Source organism: Succinimonas amylolytica DSM 2873 (genome assembly GCF_000378405.1).
GTDB lineage: Bacteria > Pseudomonadota > Gammaproteobacteria > Enterobacterales > Succinivibrionaceae > Succinimonas > Succinimonas amylolytica.
In genome coordinates, this window is record NZ_KB899636.1 from 450,713 (window position 1) to 476,754 (window position 26,042).

Consider the following 26,042-nt stretch of genomic DNA (forward strand, 5'->3'; position numbering starts at 1 on the left):
GCTTCAGTCTGCTTCTGAATGGTTGAAGTCTGCTTCTGAATGGTTGAGGTCTGCTCTTGAATGGTTGAGGTCTGTTCTTGAATGGTTGATGTAAGTTTTTCGATTAACGAGTAAAGGTTGTCCAGTTTGGAAGGAGCAGTATCGTGCTGATTAGCAGGAAGATTGTTATTTGTGATCTTCGCTTCCATTGCAAATTCCTTCAACACATCCCGATTTTTGTGTGCGATATGGTACGGATTCACCAGCACTTTTGTCAAGAATCCCTGAAGCCTTAAAAAGACGGTTTAAGACCTAATACTTAACTTCCATAAAGCTGTTCCACACCTTCACTGTGTAGTTTGTATCCAGGACGACCACACCAACATTAATATCCTGAATTATGGAGAGTAAACGGTGAATATCCCTGAGTTCTGAAATGTCTGATTTTTGGGGGGTCATTCTGAAAACTCCATGAGCTGCATAACTTTTTTAACAGTGTTATCAGTAAACAGCATATCAAGTCGTACGGTCATTCCTTGTCCCTTAACGTCAAAATTGAACTCTACGGAAAGAATATTCCCGTCCTTGTAGGTCGGTGAGGCAATGTTATAGGGCATAAAAGGATCTTCAGGCTGTTCCTGATTTTCGTCTTCTTTTGCTGTTTTTGCGGGATCATCTCCTCTGATAAATGATTCATCAATCAGAATGTTCGGAACTAGTGCGGGGTGTGTGGTTCTGATTACAGTATTAAACTGAGTAGCCAAAACTCTGATAAGAGTACCCGAGATCAATCCGGCCAGATCGATCATAATGCCGACTTTTTCTTCGTATGTGGTTTTAGCGTCGCATACCAAGTGTGCATAATTATTCATGTCTTCAGGAGAGAAATAGAGAAGATTTTCTCCGAGTACTCCATCTCCTACAAAGCCTTGACTGACAATGATATGATTTTTCTGGTTGTCATTATCTCTCATGTTAAGCCAGTGAACGATATCCCGAGTTACTTCTATACCTTTTTTTAGTTTTACATCCGGAACAGGCATGGTAATGAAGAGATTCAGTATTTCTGCCATTCTACTAGCTGTTACACCGGCGGCTATGTTTAGTTTTTCGCGGAGAGAATCAAAAATATTGCTACGATCCTGTCTTTCGGAATCCGTTTCAACAATCTGTACGGTTTCGGTATCGTTGGGATCCATAAGACCGTAGTTTGTAAGAAGATCGAGCAGCTTGTTCTTATCCAAAGGCTTGGGGATAAATTCAAGCACGTTTTCGTAGCTGAGGATTATTTTTCTGGCTTCGGGCTGGATGTCGGCACTGACAACAATGGTCATGATGTTTATATGTTCGTTTTTTATGGCCTCAAGAACCTGATATCCATCCATTCCTGGCATGGTAAGATCCAGGAAAAGAAGCTCTCCCTTGTGTTCTCTCAGACACTCCATTGCTTCCAGCCCGTTACCAGCCTGGTAGAGATTGTTAACCAAAGACCTTGGCAGAGTTCTGATGAGCTGTTTGCGTGCGAAGCTAGAATCGTCACAAACAATGACATCTAGGGACATAAAGAAATTCCTTAATACTCGACAAACTACTGGGTGATGGCTGTTATTCGCATTTTCTGTGAGAAATCAAAAACCGTTTTTATGCAGTGAGCAGGAAATGAACGGCCTATTCCCGGGAGATCATTCTTGTTTTCGTTTGCGGAAGGTAGAAACAACAGGATAATCGATACTATTTTAGACTATCGGAGAGTGTTATCAGTTGATCGTATGATGGGTGAAATTCAAATATGTGAACTTAACTCATTTTTTCAATCGTGATGATAATAATGATACATGAAGGTCTTTGATCTATTTTTTAGATATTGAACAGTATCATGTCGTTAATTATGAAAGAAAGTGTCACTGTGAATGAATAAAAACGACGGCCGCTAAGTCTCATTCAGAACGTAGCTTCCCATAAAGAAGTGTTGACACGGATCTTTTTCGGGAAATTCCATTACAGCCCACTCTTTTTTCAGGTTCGCTAAACCCAAATTTCCTGTAGTTTCTGGTAACTACATCTAGTTCTGCATCACTACGGCATACTTTAAGCTGATTACTTTTATATCGATCGCTAATTTTGCTTTGCATGCTCAGTACTTCATTATTTCATTATTTGTTCTGGCTTTGGCGATGTCATGTCTGATGATGATCCATACTGGTTTTTGCCAGCAACTGAAGAGTCCCGTTATAAATCTCATCGCTCAAACTGTGAGGATTGTTTGATCTTTCAACGACCAGATGATATCTAGCATACTGGTTTAGTGGGCTCTTCTGATGTCATTGTCGCTGTCGGCAGATGTTGTCGATGACCAGATAACCTATTATTCTTTGTATCAGTTATTTTCAGATGATCTTTTATGTGGCAGAGGTACTTCCGAGAAACGAAGCTACAAGAAAAACATCGGTTTTGAAGTATGATTTTATTGTTTGTAATGTTTATTTTGATCTGACTAGGTTTCATATAGCTGCTTTAAAAAGCCACGGTCTAAGTATTGTTGCTCTTCTTTCGAAAAGCTCGAAAGGTGCGGATTTTTGGCTATGACACAACTTGTTCCTTGATCCATACGTAACTCATATATGCTCCTTAATTCTGCTCTGGAAGAAAGTTCTGACATGTATTCAAACTGTCAGACTTACTACCTATTTATGGGATCTGTTTAACCAACCATTGGGTGATTTAAGGTAAAATAAACCGGAGTGTTTTTCAGCATACAAATGATCCGAAAAGGAGAGAAGGGTTTTGTCTATCGGTGCTTTTAATTTTGAAGATATTGCTCGGAATGTTATAAACGAAGAGATTTCGGGGCTCAGACAGCTTCATTCGGAAATAGATCACAGTTTTACGGAAGCCTGCAATATTATTCTGGAATGTCCTGGAAAAATTGTTGTTACGGGAATGGGGAAATCTGGGCATATTGGTTCTAAAATTGCGGCTACTTTGGCTAGTACAGGGACACCTTCTTTTTTTGTTCATCCGGGAGAGGCTAGTCATGGCGATTTGGGCATGATAGACAGTGAAGATGTTGTAATAGCCATTTCAAATTCTGGAGAAAGCGGAGAGGTTATTCAAATTCTTCCTGTTCTTAAAAGACGAGGTATTGTTATTATCGGGATGAGCGGTAATCCTGACAGTACGCTTGCAAGGTATTCCACGGTTCATCTCAGCTTTCATGTGGAAAGAGAGGCTTGTCCTTTGAATTTAGTCCCAACCACCAGTACAACAAGTACTTTGGTACTTGGAGACGCTCTGGCAGTGGCTCTTCTTGAAGCTAGGGGGTTTACGGCAGAGGATTTTGCACTTAGTCATCCAGGAGGAGCATTAGGAAGAAAGCTCCTTACAACCTGTGCTGATGTTATGCATTCCGGTGATGATTGTCCATGTGTATACATAGATGGAACCATCAAGGATGCCATTTTTGAGATGACCTCCAAAGGGTTGGGAATGTCTGTGGTTATCGAAGAAGACGGAACTCTTTATGGCATTTTTACCGACGGTGATTTAAGAAGAGCATTTGAAAGGATGCTGGATGTGACTACACCGCTCCGTAAAATAATAAAAAAAGGGTGTCTTACTGTGAAAAAGGAAACATTAGCTGCGGAAACGGTCAGGATAATTCATACCAGAAAGGTAAATTCCCTAGTTGTGGTTGATGACAGTAACAGACCTCTGGGGGCTTTTAATATTCACGATTTACTTAATAAAGGCGTTATGTGATGCATCCTACTTTGTACAGTCCGGTTTCAGATGATTTTTATGAAAAACTTACACGGATTCGTTTTCTTTTTTGTGATGTTGATGGAGTGTTGTCTGACGGAAGTGTGTACCTGACAAATAGCGGGGATGAAATTAAGGCTTTTAATGCTAAGGACGGTTATGGGTTAGTAGCTCTCCAGCATGCCGATGTCAAAATCGGGATAATTACTGGCAGACAATCAATACTTCTTGAACGAAGAGCTGGTGAATTAGGAATAGACTATCTTGCTCAGGGAGTTAAAGATAAGATTTCGGAAATGAGGAAAATGCTACATAACTTAAATATTGAAGCTGTGGAATCTGCCTATATAGGTGATGATGTTCCTGATATTCCGGTGATGAATATGGCTGGGGTTTCTTTTTGTCCAGGAGACGGACATCCTCTGGTGAAAGCTACGGCTGATTATGTTTGTACAATGAACGGTGGAAAAGGGGCGGTACGAGAAGTCTGTGATTTAATTATGCAGGCTCATGGAAAGCTGGAGATCCCCGGGGTTGCATCGGTATGATGAAATATGCAAGTCTTGTTGTTCTGACATTGTTTTCTTATTTTTGTTACCATTGGTATTCTGTTAAAAAGGATGCTGTGGATCCTGAAAAAACAGAAGCGCAGCCCAATTTTATCGCTAAAAATTTCACAACATACAGATATAATCAGCACGGCTACCTTTACGAGATTATACATGCCGATCATGCTGAAACTTATATAAGTGCTGATTTAATTGAGATGACTTATCCTTCGCTGACATACTATCCAGCTAGGGATCTTTCTTCAAAAAAAGTTATAAAGAATCAAAAAAATATTCAAGAAAGCGATTATTGGCATATTAAAGCGGAAAGCGGTAGTTTTAACAGTAAAGACAGTATAAATCTCAGAAAAAACGTTAAGGTTCAGAATCATGGTGTTGAAACACTGATTAGCAGTATTGAATCTGATTATCTGGAGCTTGATTTTACCACTAATGAGGTTAGAACACCGGAGATGGTTTATATTAACGGAAAGGATTTTTCCAATAGTTGCAAGGGGTTAAACGGAAATCTTGATACAAAATATTTCGAACTTATGGAGGACTGCCATGCGATTTATACCGGTACTGTTAACAGGTAGTTTGGTTGCGTTTATTTCTTCAAATGCCTATTCCAAGCAGTCTGATTTCAAGGAACCTATAAGTGTTAATTCGGATCGTCAGATAGCAGAGCTCGCAGAGAACAGAGTAACCTTTATGGATAATGTGGTTATTACCCAGGGAACCATAAAAATCAAGGCTGATAAAGTTGTGGTCACAAGACTTCCTGCCGGTGATGTGGATAAGGTCACTGCCTATGGAAATCTGGCATCATTTGATCAGATTATGGATAATGGAAAGCCGATACATGCCGAGGCCAAAACTATTTCCTACACTATTAAAACTCAAGATATCACTCTGTCTTCACATGCGTTTATTCAGCAGGAAAATTCCAAATTGTCCAGCGATATTATCTCCTATAACGTTAAAAAAGAGGTGATGGAGGCAAAGAGTAACGAATCCACGGGCGGTCGTGTTACTACTGTTTTTATCCCGGATCAGCTTAAAAAGCAAATTGAGGCAACAAAGAAAAACAAATAACGTAAAGATGCGGCTTTACGGTGTCAACTGTGATGAAAAATTACAGTTACAAGAACTTCAGAATGCTGCTTTTGCATGTTTCAAGCGGCGGTCATTTATATAAGGTGATGGGATTTTTTCATGTCAACGCTGAGAGCAGAACATTTATTTAAACAGTTTAAGACACGGGTTGTTGTTAATGATGTTAGTTTAAGTGTCAAAAGTGGAGAAATTGTCGGTCTTCTTGGTCCTAATGGTGCGGGAAAAACCACCTCATTTTATATGATTGTCGGCATTATTAAAGTCGATGACGGGCGGGTGTTTATTGATGATGCAGAAATAACACATAAGCCTATGGATAAAAGAGCTTTAGCTGGGCTAGGATATCTTCCTCAGGAAGCGAGTATTTGGAGGAAGTTAACAGTTAAGGAAAATATTATCGGAGCATTAGAGCTTAATAAAAATGTAAAAAGCAGGGATGAAAGACGTAAGCGAATGAAGGATCTTTTGTCTGAATTTAGAATTGAGCACATTCGGGACAGCCTGGGAATGAGTCTTTCTGGAGGGGAAAGGCGCCGAGTGGAAATAGCTAGAGCCCTGGCGTCAGATCCTCAGTTTGTATTGCTTGATGAGCCGTTTGCTGGTGTAGATCCAATTTCTGTTGGGGAAATTAAAGGTATTATAAAACAGCTTAGAGAACGAGGGATTGGTGTATTGATTACTGATCACAATGTTCGGGAAACATTGGATGTCTGCGAGAGAGCCTATATTGTGAATCAGGGAAAACTGATTGCTTATGGAAGTCCGCAGGATGTTCTGAACAATGAGCTGGTCAAAAAGGTATATTTGGGGGAGAATTTTTCAATTTGATATTCTTTTGTGTTCAAACATAAAACACATTGCAGAAAAAAGCCACACTCTTGAGTTTTTTCGGTGTGGCTTTGTTGTTTTTGCTTTAAATCCGAATCAGAACTTAGACAGTACTATTTCTGAAGCAGGGAAATATCAGCGATATGAGTAAATAGTTCGCTGAGTCTTTTAAGAAGAGCTAAGCGATTTTGACGGATTTCCGGATTTTCATCGTTGACCATCACCTTCTCAAAGAAATCGTCAACAGGCTTTTTGATTTGTGAAAGATGAGTCAGAGCATCCTTGTAATCGCCTTTGTCAAACAGACTATTAACATCTGTGCTCACCTTATCAATGGCCGCAGATAAAGTTCTTTCTTCGTCGTTAACCATTAGTTCGGTTTTAAAAGCTGATACGGTACCGGCTTTGGAAAGAATGTTACCTACCCGTTTATTAGCTTCAGCTAGTGAGTTTGACTCAGGAATATTCTTGAACTCTTGTACAGCCTTGATACGCTTGTCAAAGTCAAGAAGATTTGTAATCCTTCTGGAAAGCACGGATTGTATAACATCTGTTCCAACTCCCATATCTTGATAAAAAGATTTGAATCTGGCTAGAACATAATCAACAACGTCATTAACGGTGTTAGGATTTGTGAGTTTAGATCCGAAAAGTTCTGTTGCGTATTCAACAAGCTCTTTGATATCGAAGTTTAGTGATTTTTCAACTGCAATTCTGATAAGGCCGATGGAAGCTCTTCTGAGGCCATACGGATCCTTATCCCCCTTAGGAATCATATTTACTCCGAATATCCCTGTCAGCGTTGTGACCTTTTCGGCAATGCTTAATGCCTGAGATACCGGATTATTCGGAAGCTCATCTCCGGAAAACCTAGGTAAATACTGATCACTGAGTGCCTGAGCAACTTCTTCAGGTTCTCCGTCAATACGGGCGTAATGCATTCCCATTATCCCTTGTGTATCGGTGAATTCAGTCACCATATTGGTCACAAGATCGCATTTTGAAAGAATGCCGGCACGTTTGGCGTTAGCTTGATTGGCACCTATAATTTGAGCAATTTTGGCTGCAAGCTCAGCAACAATTTCAGATTTCTCTGCAAGAGATCCCAGCTGCTTTTGATAAGTAACAGATTTAAGACTGTCAAAACGGGAGAAAAGAGACTGCTTTTTATCTGTATTGAAGAAAAATTCTGCATCTGAAAGTCTTGGTCTTACCACCCTTTCATTACCTGCAATAACAAGTTCCGGATGCAATGATTGTATATTGCTGATAAATATGAAATTGGGAAGCAATTTTCCATCACGGTAAACTGGGAAGTATTTCTGGTCCCCCTTCATTGTGTGTACTAGTGCTTCTGCAGGAACTTTTAGGAATTTTTCTTCAAATCTGGCAGTGAGAAGAACCGGATACTCAACAAGAGATGTTACTTCATCAATAAGATCTGGATCCATATCGGCAATACCACCGATTTTATCGGCTTCTGACTTGATTGCAGCGGTAATCATTTCTTTTCTGCGATTGTAATCGGCTATTACCATTCCCTTGCATTCCAGAAGTTCCGGATATTCATCGGCTGAAGAAAGATCAAATTCCGGAGTTCCCATATAACGATGTCCTTTTATGGTACGTCCTGACTGTAGTCCCAGTATCTCCCCCGGTATAACATCACTTCCGAAGAGCATGGTAAGAGTGTGCACTGGTCTTACAAAGAGAACATTGCTCGATCCCCAGTGCATCAGCTTTGGAACAGGAAGTTTGGAAAGAGCTTCCTGAACAAATCCGGGGATCAGGGACACTGTTTTGGCACCATGTTCAACAGTACGGTATACTAGCCATTCTCCTTTTGGAGTGGATATTCTGTCGGCTTTGTCGATGGAGATGCCATTAGACTGAGCCCATTTAAGTCCTACATTGTTAGGGGTTCCGTCGGAATTGAAAGCAGCCTTTACTGATGGCCCTTTTTTCTCAACAGGGGTGTCTGGCTGCTGTTCGTCAAGATTGATAATTTTTACGGCCATTCTTCTAGGCGTCGCGAACCAGAGAATATCACCGTGAGATATGTTTGCGTTATCGATCAGTGCTGCAAAATTATCTCTGAAAGACAGAGCAAGCTTTGAGAGAGCCTTGGGAGGCAGTTCTTCAGTACCAAGTTCAACTAGTAATGTTTTTGCAGTCATTTTTATGCCTTGTTATGTTTGTTTAAAATAGGAAATCCCAAAGCTTCGCGTGCTGCGTAATATGCTTCGGCAACGCCTTTTGAAAGCTCTCTAATTCGGAGAATGTACCGCTGTCTTTCAGTAACAGATATGGCATGTCTGGCATCAAGTAGGTTGAATGCATGAGCAGCTCGCAGAATCCTCTCGTATGCGGGAAGTGGTAAGGCGGTTTTGACCTTTTGAACGTCTAAAAGAGACTGACATTCCTTTGCGCTCTGATCAAACAATCTGAACAGAAAATCTACATCTGCGTACTCAAAATTGTAGGTAGACTGTTCTACTTCATTCTGATGGAATACGTCACCGTATGTCACAGTACCATTAGGTGTTTTTGCCCAAATGAGATCGTACACATTATTGACTCCTTGGATGTACATGGCCAGACGTTCAAGCCCGTAGGTAACTTCTCCGGTTACAGGAGCACATGGAAGTCCTCCAACCTGCTGGAAATAGGTGAACTGAGTTACTTCCATGCCGTTAAGCCAAACTTCCCATCCAAGTCCCCAGGCTCCAAGCGTGGGATTTTCCCAGTTGTCTTCAACGAACCTGATATCATGAACGGACGGGTCAAATCCCAATTCCCTCAGGGATCCAAGATACAGATCCTGAATGTTGTCAGGAGAAGGTTTTAATACAACCTGAAACTGAAAGTAACGTTGAAGTCTATTGGGATTTTCTCCATAACGTCCGTCAGTAGGCCTTCTTGAAGGTTGTACATAAGCACAAAAATGTGGTTCCGGTCCGATTGCCTTAAGAAACGTCATGGGATGAGAGGTTCCGGCGCCTACTTCCATGTCGAAAGGTTGTGCGAGCATACATCCCTGTCGGGACCAGTAATCCTGAAGAGTTAGGATTAACCCCTGAAATGTCTTGATATCATATGTGTTGGACATCTGAAGATCCTTGGAAACTTTTATCCTGAAAAAGTTGTATAGTCTAAATGATGATCATAAAGACTCCGGAACACTGAAAAAAGTGCTCCGTTTTGAGTTAGCCTATTTTACTCATGTTTGGCTGATTTTGCACTAATAGCTTTAATAACGCCTTGTATCTTATGACGTGACGGGATTTGTTCGAGGGTAGTTATGGCTTTCTGATTTTGAAGAAGAATAAAGTTCCTTTTTCGGTTGTTGCGATTTTGTGATCTTCCAGTACGTATCCCAGGTTTTTACATAGTAATGAGAAATCGCGTTGGGTTGAAGGATCATCAGCGGTGATTGTAATTGCATCGCCGGAATGCAGTACTCGCAGTTCCCTTCTAACAATCATGAGAGGTTCTGGACATCTGAGACCGACTGTATTGATTTCTTTCATCTTGAAGTGTTCTTTTCTTTTTCAGTAGCAGTTCCTGAAAAATATGCTGTTAATTGAGTAAAAACTGTCATACATACAGTCTACTACTTATTAAAGTAATACTGAGGTCTGAAAATGTAAACAACATCTGATTATATGATGCTGTGAGTATAAATGATTAAAAAACGACCAATACCTGATTAAAAAACACTCAATTTGAGCTTTTGGATAAAAAAAACTGATTTTTTTTGTAATAACGCTTGACAGAAAAATAAAAAACTATAAAATTCCGCTCACTTGCTCAGCACGAGCAGAAAGTTCTTTAACAAACAGTTTAGACAATCTGTGTGGGCACTCGGCAGGAATTATCGGAAGGCTAAAAAAGAAGTCTCGATAATAGGAACTGCAGAGTGAACAACAAAACAGTTAAATTCATTATTGAGCAAAAGAAACAAACTTTTGAATTGAAGAGTTTGATCATGGCTCAGATTGAACGCTGGCGGCAGGCTTAATACATGCAAGTCGAACGGTAGCAGCAGGAAAGCTTGCTTTTCTGGCTGACGAGTGGCGGACGGGTGAGTAATACCTGGGAAACTGCCTATAAGAGGGGGATAACACCTGGAAACGGGTGCTAATACCGCATAAACCCTGAGGGGAAAAGGATGGGAAACCATGCGCTTATAAATGTGCCCAGGAGGGATTAGCTAGTTGGGGAGGTAAAGGCTCACCAAGGCGACGATCTCTAGCTGGTCTGAGAGGATGATCAGCCACATTGGGACTGAGACACGGCCCAAACTCCTACGGGAGGCAGCAGTAGGGAATATTGCACAATGGGGGAAACCCTGATGCAGCCATGCCGCGTGTGTGAAGAAGGCCTTCGGGTTGTAAAGCACTTTCAGCGGGGAGGAAGCTGAAGTTCGAACAGGGCAGAAAGCAGACGTTACCCGCAGAAGAAGCGCCGGCTAACTCCGTGCCAGCAGCCGCGGTAATACGGAGGGCGCAAGCGTTAATCGGAATAACTGGGCGTAAAGCGCACGCAGGCGGTTATGCAAGTCAGATGTGAAATCCCAGCGCTTAACGTTGGGCGGTCATTTGAAACTGCAAGACTAGAGTACTATAAGGGGAGCTGGAATTCCAGGTGTAGCGGTGAAATGCGTAGATATCTGGAAGAACACCGGTGGCGAAGGCGAGCTTCTGGATAGTAACTGACGCTCAGGTGCGAAAGCGTGGGGAGCAAACAGGATTAGATACCCTGGTAGTCCACGCTGTAAACGATGTCAATTAGGAGTCTAGTCCGAAGAGGCTGGGTTCCGCAGCTAACGCTTTAAATTGACCGCCTGGGGAGTACGGCCGCAAGGTTAAAACTCAAATGAATTGACGGGGGCCCGCACAAGCGGTGGAGCATGTGGTTTAATTCGATGCAACGCGAAGAACCTTACCTGAACTTGACATATACGATGATCTGTCTGAGAGGATGGAGTACCCGCAAGGGAATCGTAAACAGGTGCTGCATGGCTGTCGTCAGCTCGTGTCGTGAGATGTTGGGTTAAGTCCCGCAACGAGCGCAACCCTTGTTCTTTGTTGCCAGCGCGTAAAGGCGGGAACTCAAAGAAGACTGCCGGTGATAAACCGGAGGAAGGCAGGGATGACGTCAAGTCATCATGGCCCTTACGTTCAGGGCTACACACGTGCTACAATGGTTTGTACAGAGGGAAGCGAAGTCGCGAGACGGGGCAGATCTCAGAAAGCAAATCGTAGTCCGGATTGGAGTCTGCAATTCGACTCCATGAAGTCGGAATCGCTAGTAATCGCGAATCAGAATGTCGCGGTGAATACGTTCCCGGGCCTTGTACACACCGCCCGTCACACCATGGGAGTGAATTGCACCAGAAGTAGTTAGCGTAACCGCAAGGGGCGCGATTACCACGGTGTGGTTTATGACTGGGGTGAAGTCGTAACAAGGTAACCATAGGGGAACCTGTGGTTGGATCACCTCCTTAACAGGAAAAGCGTCTGATAAATTGTTGCTGAATGTTCACACAGATTGTTTAAACGGGGTTAGAGAAGCATCAGGTTCCGGTCGGAAAACCTTGAGTGGGTCTGTAGCTCAGCTGGTTAGAGCGCACCCCTGATAAGGGTGAGGTCGATGGTCCGAGTCCATTCAGACCCACCACGCAAGGAGAGACGGCGGAAGGGAATTGGGGGTATAGCTCAGCTGGGAGAGCACCTGCTTTGCACGCAGGGGGTCAACGGTTCAATCCCGTTTACCTCCACCAGGGGACCTGAAGAGAGAAACCAGAGTAATTGCGGTTCAAGAGAGCTGAAATTACTGCGGTTTTTCACGACTGCAAGTTCTTTAAAAATTTAATCAAGCTGAAAATCAAAAAGAGTTCAAACAAGCAAGTGTCTTGGAACTTTTTGGCGTAAACAAATGTTACGAAACTGAGCTGAAAGAAGTTCAGGATCTTTGTTTAAGAATACGGCGAAGGGAAGAAAGGAAGGGGAACCCCTGACAGACTTTCCGGGGTTGTATGGTTAAGTGAAGAAGCGTGCATGGTGGATGCCTTGGCAATAAGAGGCGATGAAGGACGTACTAACCTGCGAAAAGCCGCGGTAAGCTGGTAAGAAGCGTAAAAGCCGCGGATGTCCGAATGGGGCAACCCGACACAGAAGTGTCATTCCGAAAGGAAAGCGAACCGGGAGAAGTGAAACATCTCAGTACCCCGAGGAAAAGAAATCAACCGAGATTCTCCAAGTAGTGGCGAACGAACGGGGAAGAGCCCAAAATCTCTGCATGTGCAAGCCGAAATGTCTGGGAAGGCATACGAAAGAGGGTGACAGTCCCGTAGGCGGAAGCGGGTGCAGGGTGAAAAACGAGTATGGCGGGACACGTGGTATCCTGTCAGAAGATGGGGGGACCATCCTCCAAGGCTAAATACTACTTATTGACCGATAGTGAACAAGTACCGTGAGGGAAAGGCGAAAAGAACCCCTGTGAGGGGAGTGAAAAGAATCTGAAACCGTGCACGTACAAGCAGTGGGAGCCCGAAAGGGTGACTGCGTACCTTTTGTATAATGGGTCAGCGAGTTGCTTTCAGTGGCGAGGTTAACCGAATAGGGGAGCCGAAGGGAAACCGAGTATTAACTGTGCGCTGAGTCGCTGGGAGCAGACCCGAAACCTGATGATCTAACCGTGGGCAGGATGAAGGTAAGGTAACACTTACTGGAGGTCCCGACCCACTAGTGTTGCAAAACTAGGGGATGACCTGCGGTTAGGGGTGAAAGGCCAATCAAATCAGGTGATATCTGGTTCTCCCCGAAAGCTATTTAGGTAGCGCCTCAATGGATAATTGCCGGGGGTAGAGCACTGTTTCAGAAAGGGGCCCAGCCAATGGGTTTCCGATTTGATGCAAACTCCGAATACCGGCAAGGAAGAAATTGGGAGACAGACGGCGGGTGCTAACGTTCGTCGTCGAGAGGAAAACAATCCAGACCGCCAGCTAAGGTCCCGAAGTCAATGTTAAGTGGGAAACGAAGTGGGAAGGCATAGACAGCTAGGATGTTGGCTTAGAAGCAGCCATCATTAAAAGAAAGCGTAATAGCTCACTAGTCGAGTCGGCCCGCGCGGAAGATGTAACGGGGCTAAACATTGCACCGAAGCTGCGGAATCGCAGAAATGCGGATTGGTAGGGGAGCGTTCTGTAAGGTGAAGAAGGCATACCGGAAGGAGTGCTGGAGCTATCAGAAGTGCGAATGCTGACGTGAGTAACGATAATGCGGGTGAAAAACCCGCACGCCGGGAGACCAAGGGTTCCTGTCCAACGTTAATCGGGGCAGGGTGAGTCGGTACCTAATGATAAGCTGAAAAGCGAGGCAGATGGAAAATCGGTTAATATTCCGATACTGGCATTAGCTGCGAAGGAGGGACGGAGAAGGCTAGGTGCGCCTGCTGTTGGATGCAGGTGAAAGGATGTAGTTCCGGCGCGTACGAAAAAAGGCGAGCTGAAGGATGAGATCTGAGAGGATTGCACTACGGTGCGAGAAGGCATTGATGCCAGGCTTCCAGGAAAAGCTTCTAAGCTACAGGCTAATGCGAGCCGTACCCGAAACCGACACAGGTGGTCGAGTAGAGAATACCAAGGCGCTTGAGAGAACTCGGGTGAAGGAACTAGGCAAAATAGTACCGTAACTTAGGGAGAAGGTATGCTGACGAAAGTGAAGGACTGCGCGTCCGGAGCAAGAGTCAGTCGCAGCGAAGAGGTGGCTGGGACTGTTTAACAAAAACACAGCACACTGCGAACACGGAAGTGGAAGTATAGTGTGTGACACCTGCCCGGTGCTGGAAGGTTAAATGATGATGTCATCGCAAGAGAAGCATCTGATTGAAGCCCCAGTAAACGGCGGCCGTAACTATAACGGTCCTAAGGTAGCGAAATTCCTTGTCGGGCAAGTTCCGACCTGCACGAATGGTGTAACCATGGCCACGCTGTCTCCACCCGAGACTCAGTGAAATCGAAATTGCTGTGAAGATGCAGTGTACCCGCGGCTAGACGGAAAGACCCCGTGAACCTTTACTATAGCTTGACACTGAACATTGAGTACATTTGTGTAGGATAGATGGGAGACAGAGAAACCTGTACGCCAGTATGGGCGGAGTCGACGTTGAAATACCATTCTGATGTGCTTGGTGTTCTAACTTCGGAAGGAGGACAGTGTCTGGTGGGTAGTTTGACTGGGGCGGTCTCCTCCCAAAGGGTAACGGAGGAGCACGAAGGTTGGCTAATCACGGTCGGACATCGTGAGGATAGTGCAATGGCAGAAGCCAGCTTAACTGCGAGACAGACGAGTCGAGCAGATGCGAAAGCAGGTCATAGTGATCCGGTGGTTCTGAATGGAAGGGCCATCGCTCAACGGATAAAAGGTACTCTGGGGATAACAGGCTGATACCGCCCAAGAGTTCATATCGACGGCGGTGTTTGGCACCTCGATGTCGGCTCATCACATCCTGGGGCTGCAGCAGGTCCCAAGGGTATGGCTGTTCGCCATTTAAAGTGGTACGCGAGCTGGGTTCAAAACGTCGTGAGACAGTTTGGTCCCTATCTGCCGTGGGCGCAGGAAGATTGAAGGGGATTGCTCCTAGTACGAGAGGACCGGAGTGAACGAACCGCTGGTGAGAGGATTGTAATGCCAATTGCATAGTCCGGTAGCTAAGTTCGGGATCGATAACCGCTGAAAGCATCTAAGCGGGAAGCGAGCCCTGAGATGAGTCTTCCCAGACCTTGAGTCTGTAAGGACCGTCAGAGACGATGACGTTGATAGGTGAGGAGTGGAAGCGTTGCGAGGCGTGGAGCGGACTCATACTAATGATCCGAGAGGCTTAACCATACAACGCCCGGAAAGTTTGGCGCTTGCGGGTTTGAACGGAAGAAGTGATTTGAGGCGAGATTAAATTTTTAAACCGGATTGCCTGATGAAGATAACGTTCTGGAACCACCTGTATCCATTCCGAACACAGAAGTGAAACGGAACAGTGCCGATGGTAGTGTAGCATTCGCTATGTGAGAGTAGGTCATTGTCAGGCATTAAAATCAAGCACGGAGCGGTAGTTCAGCTGGTTAGAATGCCTGCCTGTCACGCAGGAGGTCACGGGTTCGAGCCCCGTCCGTTCCGCCACTCATACAGCGGGGTACCTCAGGGTACCCCGTTTTTCTTTTATTTCAATTTGTTAAATTCGATCTATTGCTACATATTCAATTAATGACTGATGTGAAGTAACAGTTATATAATTCTCATAGTCTCGCAGTTTTTAATAGTTTTTCCACGATGTTTCGCATTAAAAATATTCATGAGTCTAAAGCTGTCAGCTTCTGGATAAGCAAGTACTATTCTTATAGCTTCCATAAATTGGCCGTGGGTAAAAATCATGATGGTGTTCTCAGATCTACCTTTTGCTTTTGTGATAAGTTTTCTGACCCTTTCTATCATGTCAGAAAATGATTCTGCCCCGTCCCCGTCCCGGTATTCCGGATCCATCTTTTCCCAATATGACAATACCCACGTTTTTCTTTCTTCAGGGGTTGTGTTGAAGCATTTTTTGGGACTGAGGTAGGTGAATTCCTGAATATCAGGCCATTCTGTTGTGGGGGTTTTCGGAAATTTCAAAGATAAAGGTTTTGCGGTTTCTTTAGTTCTTGGATATGTACTCCATACGATAAGATCGGGGGCCTTCGTAATTCCTTCGGCGAATTCTAGGGCCTGTTTCCGACCGTAATCAGTCAGATTGTTTCCTGCAGGACTGGTGGTTCTCCTTCCTGCATTACCAATGCTTTCGGCATGTCTGACAAGAATGATTTCTTTTTTCATGATAACTCCTGTTTACGAATTATGTTGCTGATTATACGCTTTACATTGGTATTTTTTGTATAATCCTATCCTTAGTTGTGGGAGAGGAGGAGCTATGAAGTCATTATCCATATCAGAACAGAATAAGCATCTTGCAGGCGTTTCCAGAACGTTTGCTCTGACAATTCCTTGTCTCCCAAAGGATCTGAGAGACTGGGTTGGTAATGCCTACCTGCTTTGCCGAATAGCAGATACTATTGAAGATGATCCGAAGATGGATATGGACTGCAAAAAAAAGTATCTTGCTGAATTTGCCGGAATTCTTTCTGCACCTGTCCATGTTGAGGAATGGACTATGGAGATCTTCTCTCTTATAAAGGAATCGGCTACGGAAGCAGAGAGTCAATTGATGGCAGATATTCCTTTGGTTGTAGGACGATATTGTTCATATTCTGCTGCGGTGCAGAGAATCATAAGGAGAGGTATTACCATTATGTGCAAAGGAATGGGACAGATTGAAAGGTGGAGCAAAATTGATTCTTTGGACGAAGTCGATCATTATTGTTACAGTGTTGCTGGAGTTGTTGGAGAAATACTAGTAAATCTTTTTGCTGAACATTCCCCGACTATAAAAAAGAGACTTTCTAAATTGTCTCCATTGGCTGTTTCTTTTGGAGAGGCTTTGCAGCTTACAAATATTCTTAAGGATGTCTGGGATGATGCTAAACGTGGGGCTAGGTGGCTTCCAATTCCATATAGCGACACAGATAAGCGTTTAGAAGCTACTAGAAAATATTCATGTGTTGCATTCGGACACACTATGCAGGCACTTCAGTTTATAAAGCTTATTCCACGTACGGAAAGAGGTATTCGCAGGTTTTGTCTTTTAGCTTCCGAGATGGCGGTAATGACGTTGAGAAACATTTATGAAAATCCGCTTTTCAGGGAACCAAAGGAGATTAAAATCAGTCATAGAGATGTGAAAAACTGCTTTATGGTTACCACAGTATGTGCTAGCAGCAATTTTCTACTTAATATTGTTTTCAGCCATCTGGCAGGAAAAGAGATGAAGCCCGAATTCAGGGATCCTGTTGCCCTCATGAATAAGGTGAGTTTTTGGGAATCAAAAAATACTGCAGAGTGCAATTATGATTCCTGTAAGGACTGATATAGGAGTATAAAATGTTTTTTAAGCCTGTTAAATTGACGTTGTGCGCACTTGTTGCCGGTTTGTCATTTTGTGGAAACATTGGATATGTGCTTGCTGGAGATGATGAAGTGCAGGAACAAAAAGCTCCTGATTTCTATGCTACTCCGGATGAACTTAGGAGTGCAGCTGCGAAGGTAACAAAGCAATTCAAGGAAGGTGTGAACTACAAGATTATTCCGGGAATGAAGATTTCGGATCATAAGATTGTCACTGAGTACTTCTCTTTTTACTGCGGGCACTGCCATGCCTTCTTGCCGATGATCCGTCAAGTTCGCGATGCGTTGCCCGATGATGTGGAATTTATGCAGAACCCGGTTCATTATCTTGGTGGTCCGATGGGACCTGAGCTTCAGAAAGCATATGCAGCATCAGTAAATCTCAATGTTTCTGAAGCCTTTGTTACTAAGCTTGATGATGAGATATTCAATAAGCAGAAGATTCCTCAGAATCATGATGATGTTGTGAAAGTGTTTGAGGAACTTGGTGTTCCGGCACATACCTTTGAAGCGCAGTATAAATCATTTCCGGTAAACACTATGTCTGGTCAGTATCGTCAGAATACCGAAGATGCGAAAATTCAGGGGGTTCCTGCAGTGGTGGTAAATGGTAAGTATATTATTGTAGCCAAGGGGGTTGATGGTATTGCAGAATATTATGCTCTGGTTAAATATCTTCTTGAGCTTGATGATCATGGACAGGATTCTCAAATAAAGGCAGAAAAGTCCGAATAGGACAATATCAAAAAAAGTTAAAGCCCGGGAGCCGGGCTTTTTCTATTTGATATAAGATTCTTTGGCACAAAATGCCATTTTCGCAAGGAATGAGCTTAATCTAATCTTTGTTTTTGATGATGTTATCTGGATTTGTACTGGAGCATACCGCTTTTTCATTTTTTTTCATTTCTGATATTTTCTCATCCTTCTCTTGCCACAGATTTTTGAGCCACAGGGTAAAATGCCTTTTAAACTGTTTGTCGGTGAGATAACTGCCACGAAGATCATCTGTTATTTTGATTTCGTTAATACTGATGCATATTTTTTTGAGGCGCCCTTCAAGAAATGACCGAAAAGGTGTGTCCGGATTATCTGGATAGTTGAGAGTAACATCAAGAATTTTGTTGAACTGATTTCCCAGACTCTCAATAGCTATGGCTATAGTTGTGGGTTTAGTTTGCATCAGATTTTTGTACGGGGAATTGGAAAGTGCTCTTTTTTCAGGGGTAAAACGGGTTCCCTCCGGAAAAATCACCATCATTGTTGGCACTCCAGAAAACTTTTTGCAGGCTTCTCTTGATGTTTCAATATCTGTGAACCTTTTGTCAGGATGTTTAAGGAGGTACGCCCTAGAATATCTTCTTAAAAACGGCATGTCCAGTCCCCAGCAGGCAAGTCCTACAAAAGGAACGAAAAGAAGAGAATGCTTCAGAAAAAACTTGGGTACAGGTCGCAGATCTGCAAGTACTGCAGCCAGCACCAGAGTGTCAAGCCAGCTGATATGGTTTGAAATCAGAATATAAGAATCCTGAAATTCAGGATGGATAGCTATGTTTCTTACCCATTCGGTACGGTTTGTGATTCCCATGATACCGCGAATGCGGTAGAGCCACCATCGCATGCACCTGTTTGCCGCTTTGATAAAAAATTTATGACAGTTTCCGAAAAACAGGATCCTGACACAGGCTACGATGCAAATGGCAAACGATACCATTGCGGTACAGACGATAAGAAGAAACAGGTTAACCCCAATCTTTAGCCAAGCCGGCATAAAACTTAACATATAAGGCCTCATTTGTTTGAGATATATTTTACCGGAGTTAGCAGTCGTTGTGTAAATTTAGTGACGCCATTCAGATGGATAAGCAAGCAAGTTATTTTGATAAAAATCGTAGATGTTGCATACCTGTGCAAAAAAGATGGTAAACCATATATGTTTCGCTTCTATTGTTGTAAAATGCACGGTGCGTGACTTGTTTTATGCGGTGTTTGTTTTCATGAATTCCGGGCCTGTTTTTCTGATACTCCCGTTGAATCGAGCCGTATAGTTCCCGAAGTTTGGCGCCGGGATTGGGTCAGGCGGACTTATATACTGCTTGATTATTGAAAAGTTTTTTACCTGAAGCAGCAGGGTTATGTGAGTAGGTATTACTATGGCTGGTAAAGAAATTACTAAGTTTATCTGGTTCAATGGCAAGTTTGTTCCATGGGAAGAGGCGAAAGTCAGTGTTATGACTCATGCTCTTCATTACGGTACTGCAGTTTTTGAGGGGATCCGGGCGTATAAGACCAATAATGGTACTGCTGTTTTTCGGCTTAAGGAGCATATGCAGCGTTTCCGTAATTCCGGACACATATACCGAATTGAGATTCCGTACACTGTAGACCAGCTTTGTGAAGCAGTATGTAATACTATTAAGGAAAACAATGTGGATTCAGGCTATATTCGTCCGCTTTCTTTTATTGGGGATGTTGGTCTTGGGGTAAAACCTCCGAAGGATGCGGAAATAAATACCATAATAGGCATTGTTAAATGGGGCGCATATCTCAGCGAGGAAGGAATGAAGAGGGGGGTTTCCGTAGGCGTTTCCTCGTGGCGGCGTCTTGCTCCGGATACTATTCCCACAGGAGCAAAGGCCGCAGGCAATTATCTGTCCTCTCTTCTGATTTCAAACGAAGCTAAGGAGCACGGCTATGACGAGGGTATTGCTCTTGATGTTAACGGATATCTCTCTGAAGGTTCTGGTGAAAATATTTTCCTGGTGAAGGACGGAGTTCTTTATACAGCTCCTATTACTTGTGGTCTTCTCCCCGGCATAACCAGAGATACCGTAATTAAGCTGGCTAAAGACAGGGGCTACCAGGTTCAGGTTGAACAGATACCAAGGGAGGCCCTTTATCTTGCTGATGAAGTATTCATGACAGGTTCAGCAGCCGAGATCACTCCGGTTCGTGCGGTTGATGGTTATGAAATCGGTTCTGGATCTCGTGGTGTGATTACAGAAGATCTGCAGAAGGCTTTCTTTGGACTTTTCAGTGGCGAAACTGAAGATAAATGGAACTGGCTGTATCCCGTGAAGTAACGGGACATTGTTCGGTTTTTTGTGACAGTTTGAAGCCAAAAGCTTTTTATACAGGCTTTTGGTTTTTGTTATTTAGATTTCGATGTGAAGTCAAAATTACTAATCAGGAGAATACAAATGCCAAAATATCGTTCCAGTGTGACATATGAGGGAAGGAACATGGCCGGAGCCAGGGCTTTATGGCGTGCCACGGGTATGAAGGATGGTGATTTCGGTAAACCTATTATTGCTGTTGCCAATTCCTTTACTCAGTTTGTTCCGGGTCATGTACATCTTCATGATATCGGACAACTCGTGGTAAAAGAAATTGAAAAAGCTGGCGGGATTGCAAAAGAATTCAACACCATTGCCGTTGATGACGGTATTGCCATGGGACATACGGGCATGCTTTATTCTCTTCCCAGCCGTGAGATTATTGCGGACAGTGTTGAGTACATGTGCAATGCTCACAAGGCGGATGCTTTGGTTTGCATATCAAACTGTGACAAGGTTACACCGGGAATGCTTATGGCGGCCATGCGTTTGAATATTCCGACTATTTTTGTTTCCGGCGGTCCTATGGAGGCCGGAAAAACAGAGAAGCCTGTTGGAGGTCGTACCAAGCTTGATCTTATTGACATTATGGTGATGGCTGCAGACAAGCATATTACTGACGAAGAAGTTAATGAAGCGGAAAATTTTGGGTGTCCCACATGCGGTTCTTGTTCAGGAATGTTTACCGCGAATTCCATGAACAGTCTTACGGAGGCTTTGGGATTGTCGCAGCCAGGTAACGGTTCGTTAGTGGCAACTCATGTTTTCCGGAGGGATTTATTTGTAAATGCCGCTCGCAGGATTGTAGAAATGTCCCGTGCATGGTATGAGCATGATGATGCTTCGGTGCTTCCCAAATCAATTGCTACCAAGGATGCATTTGAAAATGCCATGACCTTGGATATTTCCATGGGGGGCTCTACTAATACCGTACTTCATCTTCTGGCGGTGGCACAGGAGGCTGGTGTTGATTTTACAATGAACGACATTGACAGACTTTCCAGAAAAGTGCCTCATATCTGTAAGGTTGCGCCATCCACGTCTAAATATCATATGGAGGATGTGCACCGGGCCGGTGGTATTATGGGAATTATGGGAGAACTGGATCGTCAGGGGCTTATTCATCAGGATACCCGTACGGTGCTGGGAATGACAATGAAGGAACAGCTGGATAAATATGATATTCTCAGAAATCCCGACGAGGCTGTTTCCAAACTGTACAGTGCAGCTCCCGGAGGAAAAGTGACTATTGCCCCATTCTGTCAGTCTTGCACTTATCCGGATCTGGATCTTGATCGGAATCAGGGATGTATCAGAAACCGGGAGCATGCATATAATCTCGACGGGGGGCTGGCAGTGCTTTACGGTAATCTGGCAATAAACGGCTGTATAGTTAAGACTGCTGGAGTAGATTCCTCTATTTATAAATTTTCTGGTCCTGCTGTGGTTTATGAGAGTCAGGAAGAGGCGGTTGACGGCATTCTTAATGGCGGAGTAAAGGCAGGGGATGTGGTTATTATTCGTTATGAGGGACCAAAAGGTGGGCCCGGCATGCAGGAAATGCTATATCCTACTTCGTATCTGAAATCAGTTGGTCTTGGGAAGGATTGTGCTCTGATTACTGATGGCCGTTTTTCTGGAGGTACTTCGGGGCTTTCCATTGGCCATGTTTCTCCCGAAGCGGCCAATCAGGGTAATATTGGTCTCATCAGATCAGGGGATATTATTGACATTGATATTCCAAACCGCAGCATCAGCATCAGGATATCGGATGAGGAGCTTAATTCACGTCGGGAGCAGATGAATGCACAAGGAGACAAAGCATGGAAGCCACTTAAGAGAGACCGTGCTGTTTCTGGTTCTCTTAAGGCCTATTCAGCTTTGGCCGCATCTGCTGACAAGGGCGGAGTGCGCGATCTTGGAAAACTGAGCTGATTAAGTATTTTGTGAATTTATTGCAACTGTGAGCAGTTAAATGGGGCAGGGTGGTCCCCTGTCCGTATATTAAGGATATATATAAAATGGAACAACCGACACCGGAACAGTATTTAAGAAAGATACTGCTATCTCCAGTATATGAAATAGCAAAAATCACTCCTTTGCAGAGAATGGACAAAATGAGTGAGAAGCTAGGGATTAATGTTCTCCTTAAGCGTGAGGATCGGCAGATAGTTCATTCCTTCAAGCTTCGTGGGGCCTATAACAAGATTGCAGGTCTTTCAAAGGAAGCTCTGGCACGGGGGGTCATTGCTGCGTCTGCGGGGAATCATGCGCAGGGAGTGGCTCTTACAGGAAATCGTTTGGGAATCAAGGCTACTATTGTTATGCCTAATTCCACGCCGGATATAAAAATAGATGCAGTGCGAAGATTTGGAGGAAATGTGGTTCTTTTTGGATCCACATTTGACGAGGCATATCAGGAAAGTAAACGTCTCGCTGATGTTAATGGCTATACTCTGATCCCTCCATATGATGATCCTGATGTGCTTGCTGGACAGGGAACAATTGCTCAGGAAATCATTAAGCAGAACAGCCATATTACACATGTTTTTGTACAGGTAGGTGGAGGTGGTCTTGCCGCCGGAATGGCTGTTTACATTAAGCAGATCAGACCAGATATAAAAGTCATTGCCGTTGAAGCAGAGGGCAGTGCCTGTCTCAAAGCCGCTCTGGAGGCCGGAGAGCCAGTGACTCTCGACAAGGTTTCTCTCTTTGCAGACGGAGTTGCTGTAAAAAGAATCGGTGATGAAACATTCAGAATACTTAAGGACAATGTTGATGATATAGTACTCTGTTCAAATGATGAAATTTGTGCGGCAATGCGGGATATTTTTGATGATACCCGCGCAATTTCCGAGCCGAGTGGGGCTTTGTCACTGGCCGGCATTAAAAAATACATGCAGGCCCATCCCGATCTCAGGGGGGATCCTGATGTTACCATGGCCGCAATTCTTTCGGGAGCAAATCTTAAATTCCATACTCTTAGATTTGTATCTGAACGTTGCGAGGTAGGTGAACGTGCAGAAGGAATCCTGTCTGTAAAGATTCCTGAAAGAAAAGGGGCCTTTCTTGAGTTCTGCAAAAGACTTGGCGGACGTTCGGTAACAGAATTTAATTATCGTTATGCGGATCCTGAAGAGGCCAGAATTTTTGTCAGTGTTCATCTGACAAACGGAGATGAGGAGCTGAATTCCATCATTGAAGGGCTCCGTTCCGGAGGTTATGAGGTTACTAATATGACCGATAACATTCTGGCAAAGAACCATGTTCGCTATATGATAGGGGGGCACCCTCAGAAAACTCTTTCCGAAAGAGCCTATGTGTTTGAATTTCCGGAGGTTAAGGATTCCCTTTTAAGATTTCTGGAAACTCTTGGAACCAGATATAACATTACCTGTTTCCACTATCGAAACAGGGGAATGGAGTTTGGCAGTGTGCTCTGCTGTTTTGAACTGACGGATAGGGATATTGAAGTCTTCAACAGGCATCTTGAAGAGTTAAACTATGACTGCCACGAGGTTACTCAGGATTTGTCATATGTTCAGTTCCTTAACCCGTAGGATTTCCCTGGCTGTATGCGGTATTCTTGTTGTGGATGCCGTTTATGCCGGTTCAGACATACTGTCTACCTGGAAACTTACAGAACACCTTCCGAATCGTATCAGATTTGTGAGGGACGGAGCAAGTTTGACGGTAGCTTTTGATACAGAAGCCAAGAAGCATTTCAGTGCAGCCAGAGCTTACGCCCAGGCTCTGATGGAATCTTTTCATGGGAGAGATCTGAGACCTCTTCCGTCTGTAAGAGGATGGGAATTTTCCTTTGCCGGTACTTTGGGGTGTGCTCTGGCAGTAGCTGATGACAATGATCGTTATACAGTAACAATTCTTTGCGGTTCGGCTCCAAGGGAGGAACTTTTGGAACTGTTGACCATTGCGGAAATGCAGCTTTCCAGGAAGCAGTGAACCCCAGAAAATTAAACTGGCAGGAGTTTTCTTCCTGCCAGTCTTTGGCGGTTTCGGCTTTTTACGAGGTGAAGACTTCGAATTTGGTCTCTTCCGGCAGTTCTTTCGATGAGTAGTCATATTGGATTCGTCTTTCGAATGCTCGTACATTTCCATTTGCCACTAAATGATATTTCCAACTTCTCTGATGCATAATGTTTCGGTATGCTAGTTTTCTTTCTGCGTAATTGGCGTTTTTTATGTGGTTGTAAGGAAGGAGAAGAGGTAGAAATTCTTTTCATTTTTAACCAACGTACGTAGCTTCTAAGATGGAGAGTGTCAGGTGGCAAAATCTCCCCCTACAGATCATTGGTTTGTTATAATGCTCATATTATCTAAAGGTAGAAACCATCTATGAGTGAGAAAAAAGAAATTATCGAAAATGAACTGGAAAATGCAATATCGGCATCAGCACAGTCAGATATGCAAACATCTGAAACTGTTACTACGGAGATTGAAAGTTCCTCATTTAGTATCTCGGATGAGATGGGTAAGGCAAACAGTGAATACTCCGACTCTGACGTTGTAGATGACGGTGTAGTTAATAAGAATGATGGTGTCAGTGTTGCGTTGCTTGAAAAGTCGGTTAAGCGTCTTAGGAACGGAATGCTGGTTGGAGCAGGTCTGGGAATTCTAGTTGTCATTTTTATGGGGGGGCTTTGGATTCAGAATGCAGAGCTTAATAGGCGTCCCGTTCCCAAAAACTATGATAGTGCCATAATCGAAATCAGAACGGAGAATCAGGAATTACAGAATCAGCTGAATAGAATGCTGTCCTCTGTTAAGAATGAATTTCAGTCTGATATACGTTCCTCAGAATCCAGAGTAATTGGACAGGTTAATAATCTTAGAAGGGAGCAGGAACGTATTTCTCAGGATTTAAGAGAACTAAGAGACCGATCTGGTAGAAAATCTCCCGATGAAGTATGGCAGCTTTATGAGGCAGTGTTCCTGATAAATATAGCAGATCGTAAGGTTCTGGCGGATCAGGACTATGTTACTGCCAGAACACTTTTGCAAAATGCCGACGAATTGATAAAAGGTCTTGACGACCCTCGAGCCAGGGATCTTCGTGCCTCGTTGGCAAAGGACATTAATGTTTTGGGCAATATGCCGCGCCTTGATAGAGAAGGCATGATGCTTCGTTTGCAGGAACTGGTAGACAATGTGTCGCTTTTTCCTCTTAAATCACTGAAGACCATCGTGACGGAAAAACGCGATAGGAAGGGGGTTTCCGAAGACTTTTCCGAGTGGCGTCAAAATCTTATGAATTCAGTGGAAGATTTTATGGAAAGCTTTATCACTGTGAGAAAAAAACAGCCGGAAGATCCTGAACTTATGGACTTCAGCAACGAAGCTTTTCTCAGAGAAAATATCAAAAGCTACTTTCTTACTGCTCAGGTGGCATTTTATCGTGGAGAAATTTCTCTTTTTCAGAAGAGTCTTGAGAGGGCGGATTTTCTGATTGCCAGATATTTTGATAATGCTGACAAGGTGGTGATGAATACCAGAGAGCAGATTCGTAATTCTCTTGTCCCGATGAAAAATGTTACTCCCCCCACACATCTCGAAAGTCAGGTTACCATGCGCAATTACCTAAAGCTGACTGACGAGAAAGAGCAGTAATGCTGGATTAT

Annotated in this window: 19 protein-coding genes, 3 tRNA genes, 3 rRNA genes and 1 pseudogene; 18 read left to right on the plus strand and 8 right to left on the minus strand. The window is 43.7% G+C overall.

Annotated elements, in window-relative coordinates; translation table 11 throughout:
• The 3 genes and pseudogenes from F557_RS22545 to F557_RS0102000 form a co-directional block, all read right to left on the minus strand.
• Positions 1-188: pseudogene (locus F557_RS22545) on the minus strand (hypothetical protein); the annotation flags it as partial.
• A gap of 103 nt (positions 189-291) precedes the next feature.
• Positions 292-438: a hypothetical protein gene (locus tag F557_RS22095; RefSeq protein ID WP_019000589.1), complete on the minus strand. Its 147-nt coding sequence runs from the start codon at positions 436-438 to the stop codon at positions 292-294.
• Positions 435-1,541: a response regulator gene (locus tag F557_RS0102000; RefSeq protein WP_026297694.1), complete on the minus strand. Its 1,107-nt coding sequence runs from the start codon at positions 1,539-1,541 to the stop codon at positions 435-437. The genes F557_RS22095 and F557_RS0102000 overlap by 4 nt, the downstream gene beginning before the upstream one ends.
• Before the next feature lie 1,222 nt (positions 1,542-2,763).
• Between F557_RS0102000 and F557_RS0102005 the strand changes: the two genes are divergently transcribed.
• From F557_RS0102005 to lptB, 5 genes are all read left to right on the plus strand, one after another.
• The gene (locus F557_RS0102005) at positions 2,764-3,738 is read left to right on the plus strand and encodes a KpsF/GutQ family sugar-phosphate isomerase (protein WP_019000591.1); all 975 of its coding nucleotides are present in this window, start codon (positions 2,764-2,766) and stop codon (positions 3,736-3,738) included.
• The gene (gene kdsC, locus F557_RS0102010) at positions 3,738-4,286 is read left to right on the plus strand and encodes a 3-deoxy-manno-octulosonate-8-phosphatase KdsC (RefSeq protein WP_019000592.1); all 549 of its coding nucleotides are present in this window, start codon (positions 3,738-3,740) and stop codon (positions 4,284-4,286) included. Before F557_RS0102005 ends, kdsC begins: the two co-directional genes overlap by 1 nt.
• Complete coding sequence (gene lptC / locus F557_RS0102015; protein ID WP_019000593.1) at positions 4,283-4,885, plus strand: LPS export ABC transporter periplasmic protein LptC; 603 nt, start codon at positions 4,283-4,285, stop codon at positions 4,883-4,885. The genes kdsC and lptC overlap by 4 nt, the downstream gene beginning before the upstream one ends.
• A complete protein-coding gene (gene lptA, locus F557_RS0102020) occupies positions 4,854-5,384 on the plus strand; it encodes a lipopolysaccharide transport periplasmic protein LptA (protein WP_026297696.1) in 531 nt (176 codons plus the stop codon). The genes lptC and lptA overlap by 32 nt, the downstream gene beginning before the upstream one ends.
• Positions 5,385-5,504: 120 nt before the next feature.
• A complete protein-coding gene (gene lptB / locus F557_RS0102025) occupies positions 5,505-6,233 on the plus strand; it encodes an LPS export ABC transporter ATP-binding protein (RefSeq protein ID WP_019000595.1) in 729 nt (242 codons plus the stop codon).
• 113 nt (positions 6,234-6,346) lie between these two features.
• Here lptB and glyS read toward each other — a convergent pair whose 3' ends face one another.
• The 3 genes from glyS to F557_RS0102040 all read right to left on the minus strand — a co-directional run bounded on the left by glyS (position 6,347) and on the right by F557_RS0102040 (position 9,763).
• Positions 6,347-8,410, minus strand: coding sequence for a glycine--tRNA ligase subunit beta (gene glyS, locus F557_RS0102030; protein ID WP_019000596.1), 2,064 nt, complete (start codon positions 8,408-8,410; stop codon positions 6,347-6,349).
• A gap of 2 nt (positions 8,411-8,412) precedes the next feature.
• Positions 8,413-9,342 (minus strand): glycine--tRNA ligase subunit alpha, encoded by a 930-nt coding sequence (gene glyQ / locus F557_RS0102035; protein ID WP_019000597.1) that lies wholly within the window; start codon positions 9,340-9,342, stop codon positions 8,413-8,415.
• A gap of 190 nt (positions 9,343-9,532) precedes the next feature.
• On the minus strand, positions 9,533-9,763 hold the full coding sequence (locus tag F557_RS0102040; RefSeq protein WP_019000598.1) for a sulfurtransferase TusA family protein: 231 nt from the start codon (positions 9,761-9,763) through the stop codon (positions 9,533-9,535).
• A 440-nt stretch (positions 9,764-10,203) separates the two neighbouring features.
• Between F557_RS0102040 and F557_RS0102045 the strand changes: the two genes are divergently transcribed.
• The 6 genes from F557_RS0102045 (at position 10,204) to F557_RS0102070 (ending at position 15,415) form a co-directional block, all read left to right on the plus strand.
• A 16S ribosomal RNA gene (locus F557_RS0102045) occupies positions 10,204-11,742 on the plus strand.
• A gap of 96 nt (positions 11,743-11,838) precedes the next feature.
• Positions 11,839-11,915, plus strand: a tRNA-Ile gene (locus F557_RS0102050).
• Between the two features lie 27 nt (positions 11,916-11,942).
• Positions 11,943-12,018 (plus strand) — tRNA-Ala (locus F557_RS0102055).
• Between the two features lie 257 nt (positions 12,019-12,275).
• Positions 12,276-15,127 (plus strand): 23S ribosomal RNA (locus F557_RS0102060).
• A gap of 81 nt (positions 15,128-15,208) precedes the next feature.
• A 5S ribosomal RNA gene (gene rrf, locus F557_RS0102065) occupies positions 15,209-15,323 on the plus strand.
• Together the 16S, 23S and 5S rRNA genes with 3 tRNA genes alongside form the textbook arrangement of a ribosomal RNA operon.
• Before the next feature lie 15 nt (positions 15,324-15,338).
• A tRNA-Asp gene (locus F557_RS0102070) sits at positions 15,339-15,415 on the plus strand.
• Between the two features lie 105 nt (positions 15,416-15,520).
• On the opposite strand, the gene F557_RS18440 is transcribed toward F557_RS0102070, so the two are convergent.
• The gene (locus tag F557_RS18440) at positions 15,521-16,105 is read right to left on the minus strand and encodes a histidine phosphatase family protein (RefSeq protein WP_019000599.1); all 585 of its coding nucleotides are present in this window, start codon (positions 16,103-16,105) and stop codon (positions 15,521-15,523) included.
• A gap of 94 nt (positions 16,106-16,199) precedes the next feature.
• Here F557_RS18440 and F557_RS0102080 point away from each other — a divergent pair, with 94 nt between their 5' ends.
• The gene (locus F557_RS0102080; protein WP_019000600.1) at positions 16,200-17,252 is read left to right on the plus strand and encodes a phytoene/squalene synthase family protein; all 1,053 of its coding nucleotides are present in this window, start codon (positions 16,200-16,202) and stop codon (positions 17,250-17,252) included.
• Positions 17,253-17,266: 14 nt separating this feature from the next.
• The gene (locus F557_RS18445) at positions 17,267-18,025 is read left to right on the plus strand and encodes a thiol:disulfide interchange protein DsbA/DsbL (protein WP_084761379.1); all 759 of its coding nucleotides are present in this window, start codon (positions 17,267-17,269) and stop codon (positions 18,023-18,025) included.
• 100 nt (positions 18,026-18,125) lie between these two features.
• Here the strand turns inward: F557_RS18445 and F557_RS0102090 are convergent, their stop codons facing one another.
• Positions 18,126-19,070: an acetyltransferase gene (locus tag F557_RS0102090; protein WP_026297697.1), complete on the minus strand. Its 945-nt coding sequence runs from the start codon at positions 19,068-19,070 to the stop codon at positions 18,126-18,128.
• Between the two features lie 370 nt (positions 19,071-19,440).
• Here F557_RS0102090 and F557_RS0102095 point away from each other — a divergent pair, with 370 nt between their 5' ends.
• The 5 genes from F557_RS0102095 (at position 19,441) to F557_RS0102115 (ending at position 26,031) form a co-directional block, all read left to right on the plus strand.
• Entirely contained in the window at positions 19,441-20,370 is a 930-nt protein-coding gene (locus F557_RS0102095) for a branched-chain amino acid transaminase (protein ID WP_019000603.1), read from the plus strand.
• Between the two features lie 117 nt (positions 20,371-20,487).
• Positions 20,488-22,338, plus strand: coding sequence for a dihydroxy-acid dehydratase (gene ilvD, locus F557_RS0102100; RefSeq protein ID WP_019000604.1), 1,851 nt, complete (start codon positions 20,488-20,490; stop codon positions 22,336-22,338).
• 86 nt (positions 22,339-22,424) lie between these two features.
• Positions 22,425-23,963: a threonine ammonia-lyase, biosynthetic gene (gene ilvA, locus F557_RS0102105; protein ID WP_026297698.1), complete on the plus strand. Its 1,539-nt coding sequence runs from the start codon at positions 22,425-22,427 to the stop codon at positions 23,961-23,963.
• Positions 23,941-24,366, plus strand: coding sequence for a hypothetical protein (locus F557_RS0102110; RefSeq protein WP_019000606.1), 426 nt, complete (start codon positions 23,941-23,943; stop codon positions 24,364-24,366). The genes ilvA and F557_RS0102110 overlap by 23 nt, the downstream gene beginning before the upstream one ends.
• Positions 24,367-24,759: 393 nt before the next feature.
• The gene (locus tag F557_RS0102115) at positions 24,760-26,031 is read left to right on the plus strand and encodes a uroporphyrinogen-III C-methyltransferase (protein ID WP_019000607.1); all 1,272 of its coding nucleotides are present in this window, start codon (positions 24,760-24,762) and stop codon (positions 26,029-26,031) included.
• Positions 26,032-26,042: the final 11 nt, after the last annotated feature.

Excerpts from the sequence above, each read along its gene's own strand:
- glyQ (WP_019000597.1), bottom strand. The coding sequence starts at position 9,342 with ATGTCCAACACATATGATATCAAGACATTTCAGGGGTTAATCCTAACT.
- F557_RS18440 (WP_019000599.1), bottom strand. The coding sequence starts at position 16,105 with ATGAAAAAAGAAATCATTCTTGTCAGACATGCCGAAAGCATTGGTAAT.
- F557_RS0102095 (WP_019000603.1), top strand. The coding sequence starts at position 19,441 with ATGGCTGGTAAAGAAATTACTAAGTTTATCTGGTTCAATGGCAAGTTT.
- lptB (WP_019000595.1), top strand. The coding sequence starts at position 5,505 with ATGTCAACGCTGAGAGCAGAACATTTATTTAAACAGTTTAAGACACGG.
- F557_RS0102040 (WP_019000598.1), bottom strand. The coding sequence starts at position 9,763 with ATGAAAGAAATCAATACAGTCGGTCTCAGATGTCCAGAACCTCTCATG.
- ilvD (WP_019000604.1), top strand. The coding sequence starts at position 20,488 with ATGCCAAAATATCGTTCCAGTGTGACATATGAGGGAAGGAACATGGCC.
- F557_RS0102115 (WP_019000607.1), top strand. The coding sequence starts at position 24,760 with ATGAGTGAGAAAAAAGAAATTATCGAAAATGAACTGGAAAATGCAATA.
- ilvA (WP_026297698.1), top strand. The coding sequence starts at position 22,425 with ATGGAACAACCGACACCGGAACAGTATTTAAGAAAGATACTGCTATCT.
- F557_RS0102090 (WP_026297697.1), bottom strand. The coding sequence starts at position 19,070 with ATGTTAAGTTTTATGCCGGCTTGGCTAAAGATTGGGGTTAACCTGTTT.
- lptA (WP_026297696.1), top strand. The coding sequence starts at position 4,854 with ATGCGATTTATACCGGTACTGTTAACAGGTAGTTTGGTTGCGTTTATT.
- F557_RS0102110 (WP_019000606.1), top strand. The coding sequence starts at position 23,941 with ATGTTCAGTTCCTTAACCCGTAGGATTTCCCTGGCTGTATGCGGTATT.
- F557_RS0102000 (WP_026297694.1), bottom strand. The coding sequence starts at position 1,541 with ATGTCCCTAGATGTCATTGTTTGTGACGATTCTAGCTTCGCACGCAAA.
- F557_RS18445 (WP_084761379.1), top strand. The coding sequence starts at position 17,267 with ATGTTTTTTAAGCCTGTTAAATTGACGTTGTGCGCACTTGTTGCCGGT.
- lptC (WP_019000593.1), top strand. The coding sequence starts at position 4,283 with ATGATGAAATATGCAAGTCTTGTTGTTCTGACATTGTTTTCTTATTTT.
- F557_RS22095 (WP_019000589.1), bottom strand. The coding sequence starts at position 438 with ATGACCCCCCAAAAATCAGACATTTCAGAACTCAGGGATATTCACCGT.
- kdsC (WP_019000592.1), top strand. The coding sequence starts at position 3,738 with ATGCATCCTACTTTGTACAGTCCGGTTTCAGATGATTTTTATGAAAAA.
- F557_RS0102080 (WP_019000600.1), top strand. The coding sequence starts at position 16,200 with ATGAAGTCATTATCCATATCAGAACAGAATAAGCATCTTGCAGGCGTT.
- glyS (WP_019000596.1), bottom strand. The coding sequence starts at position 8,410 with ATGACTGCAAAAACATTACTAGTTGAACTTGGTACTGAAGAACTGCCT.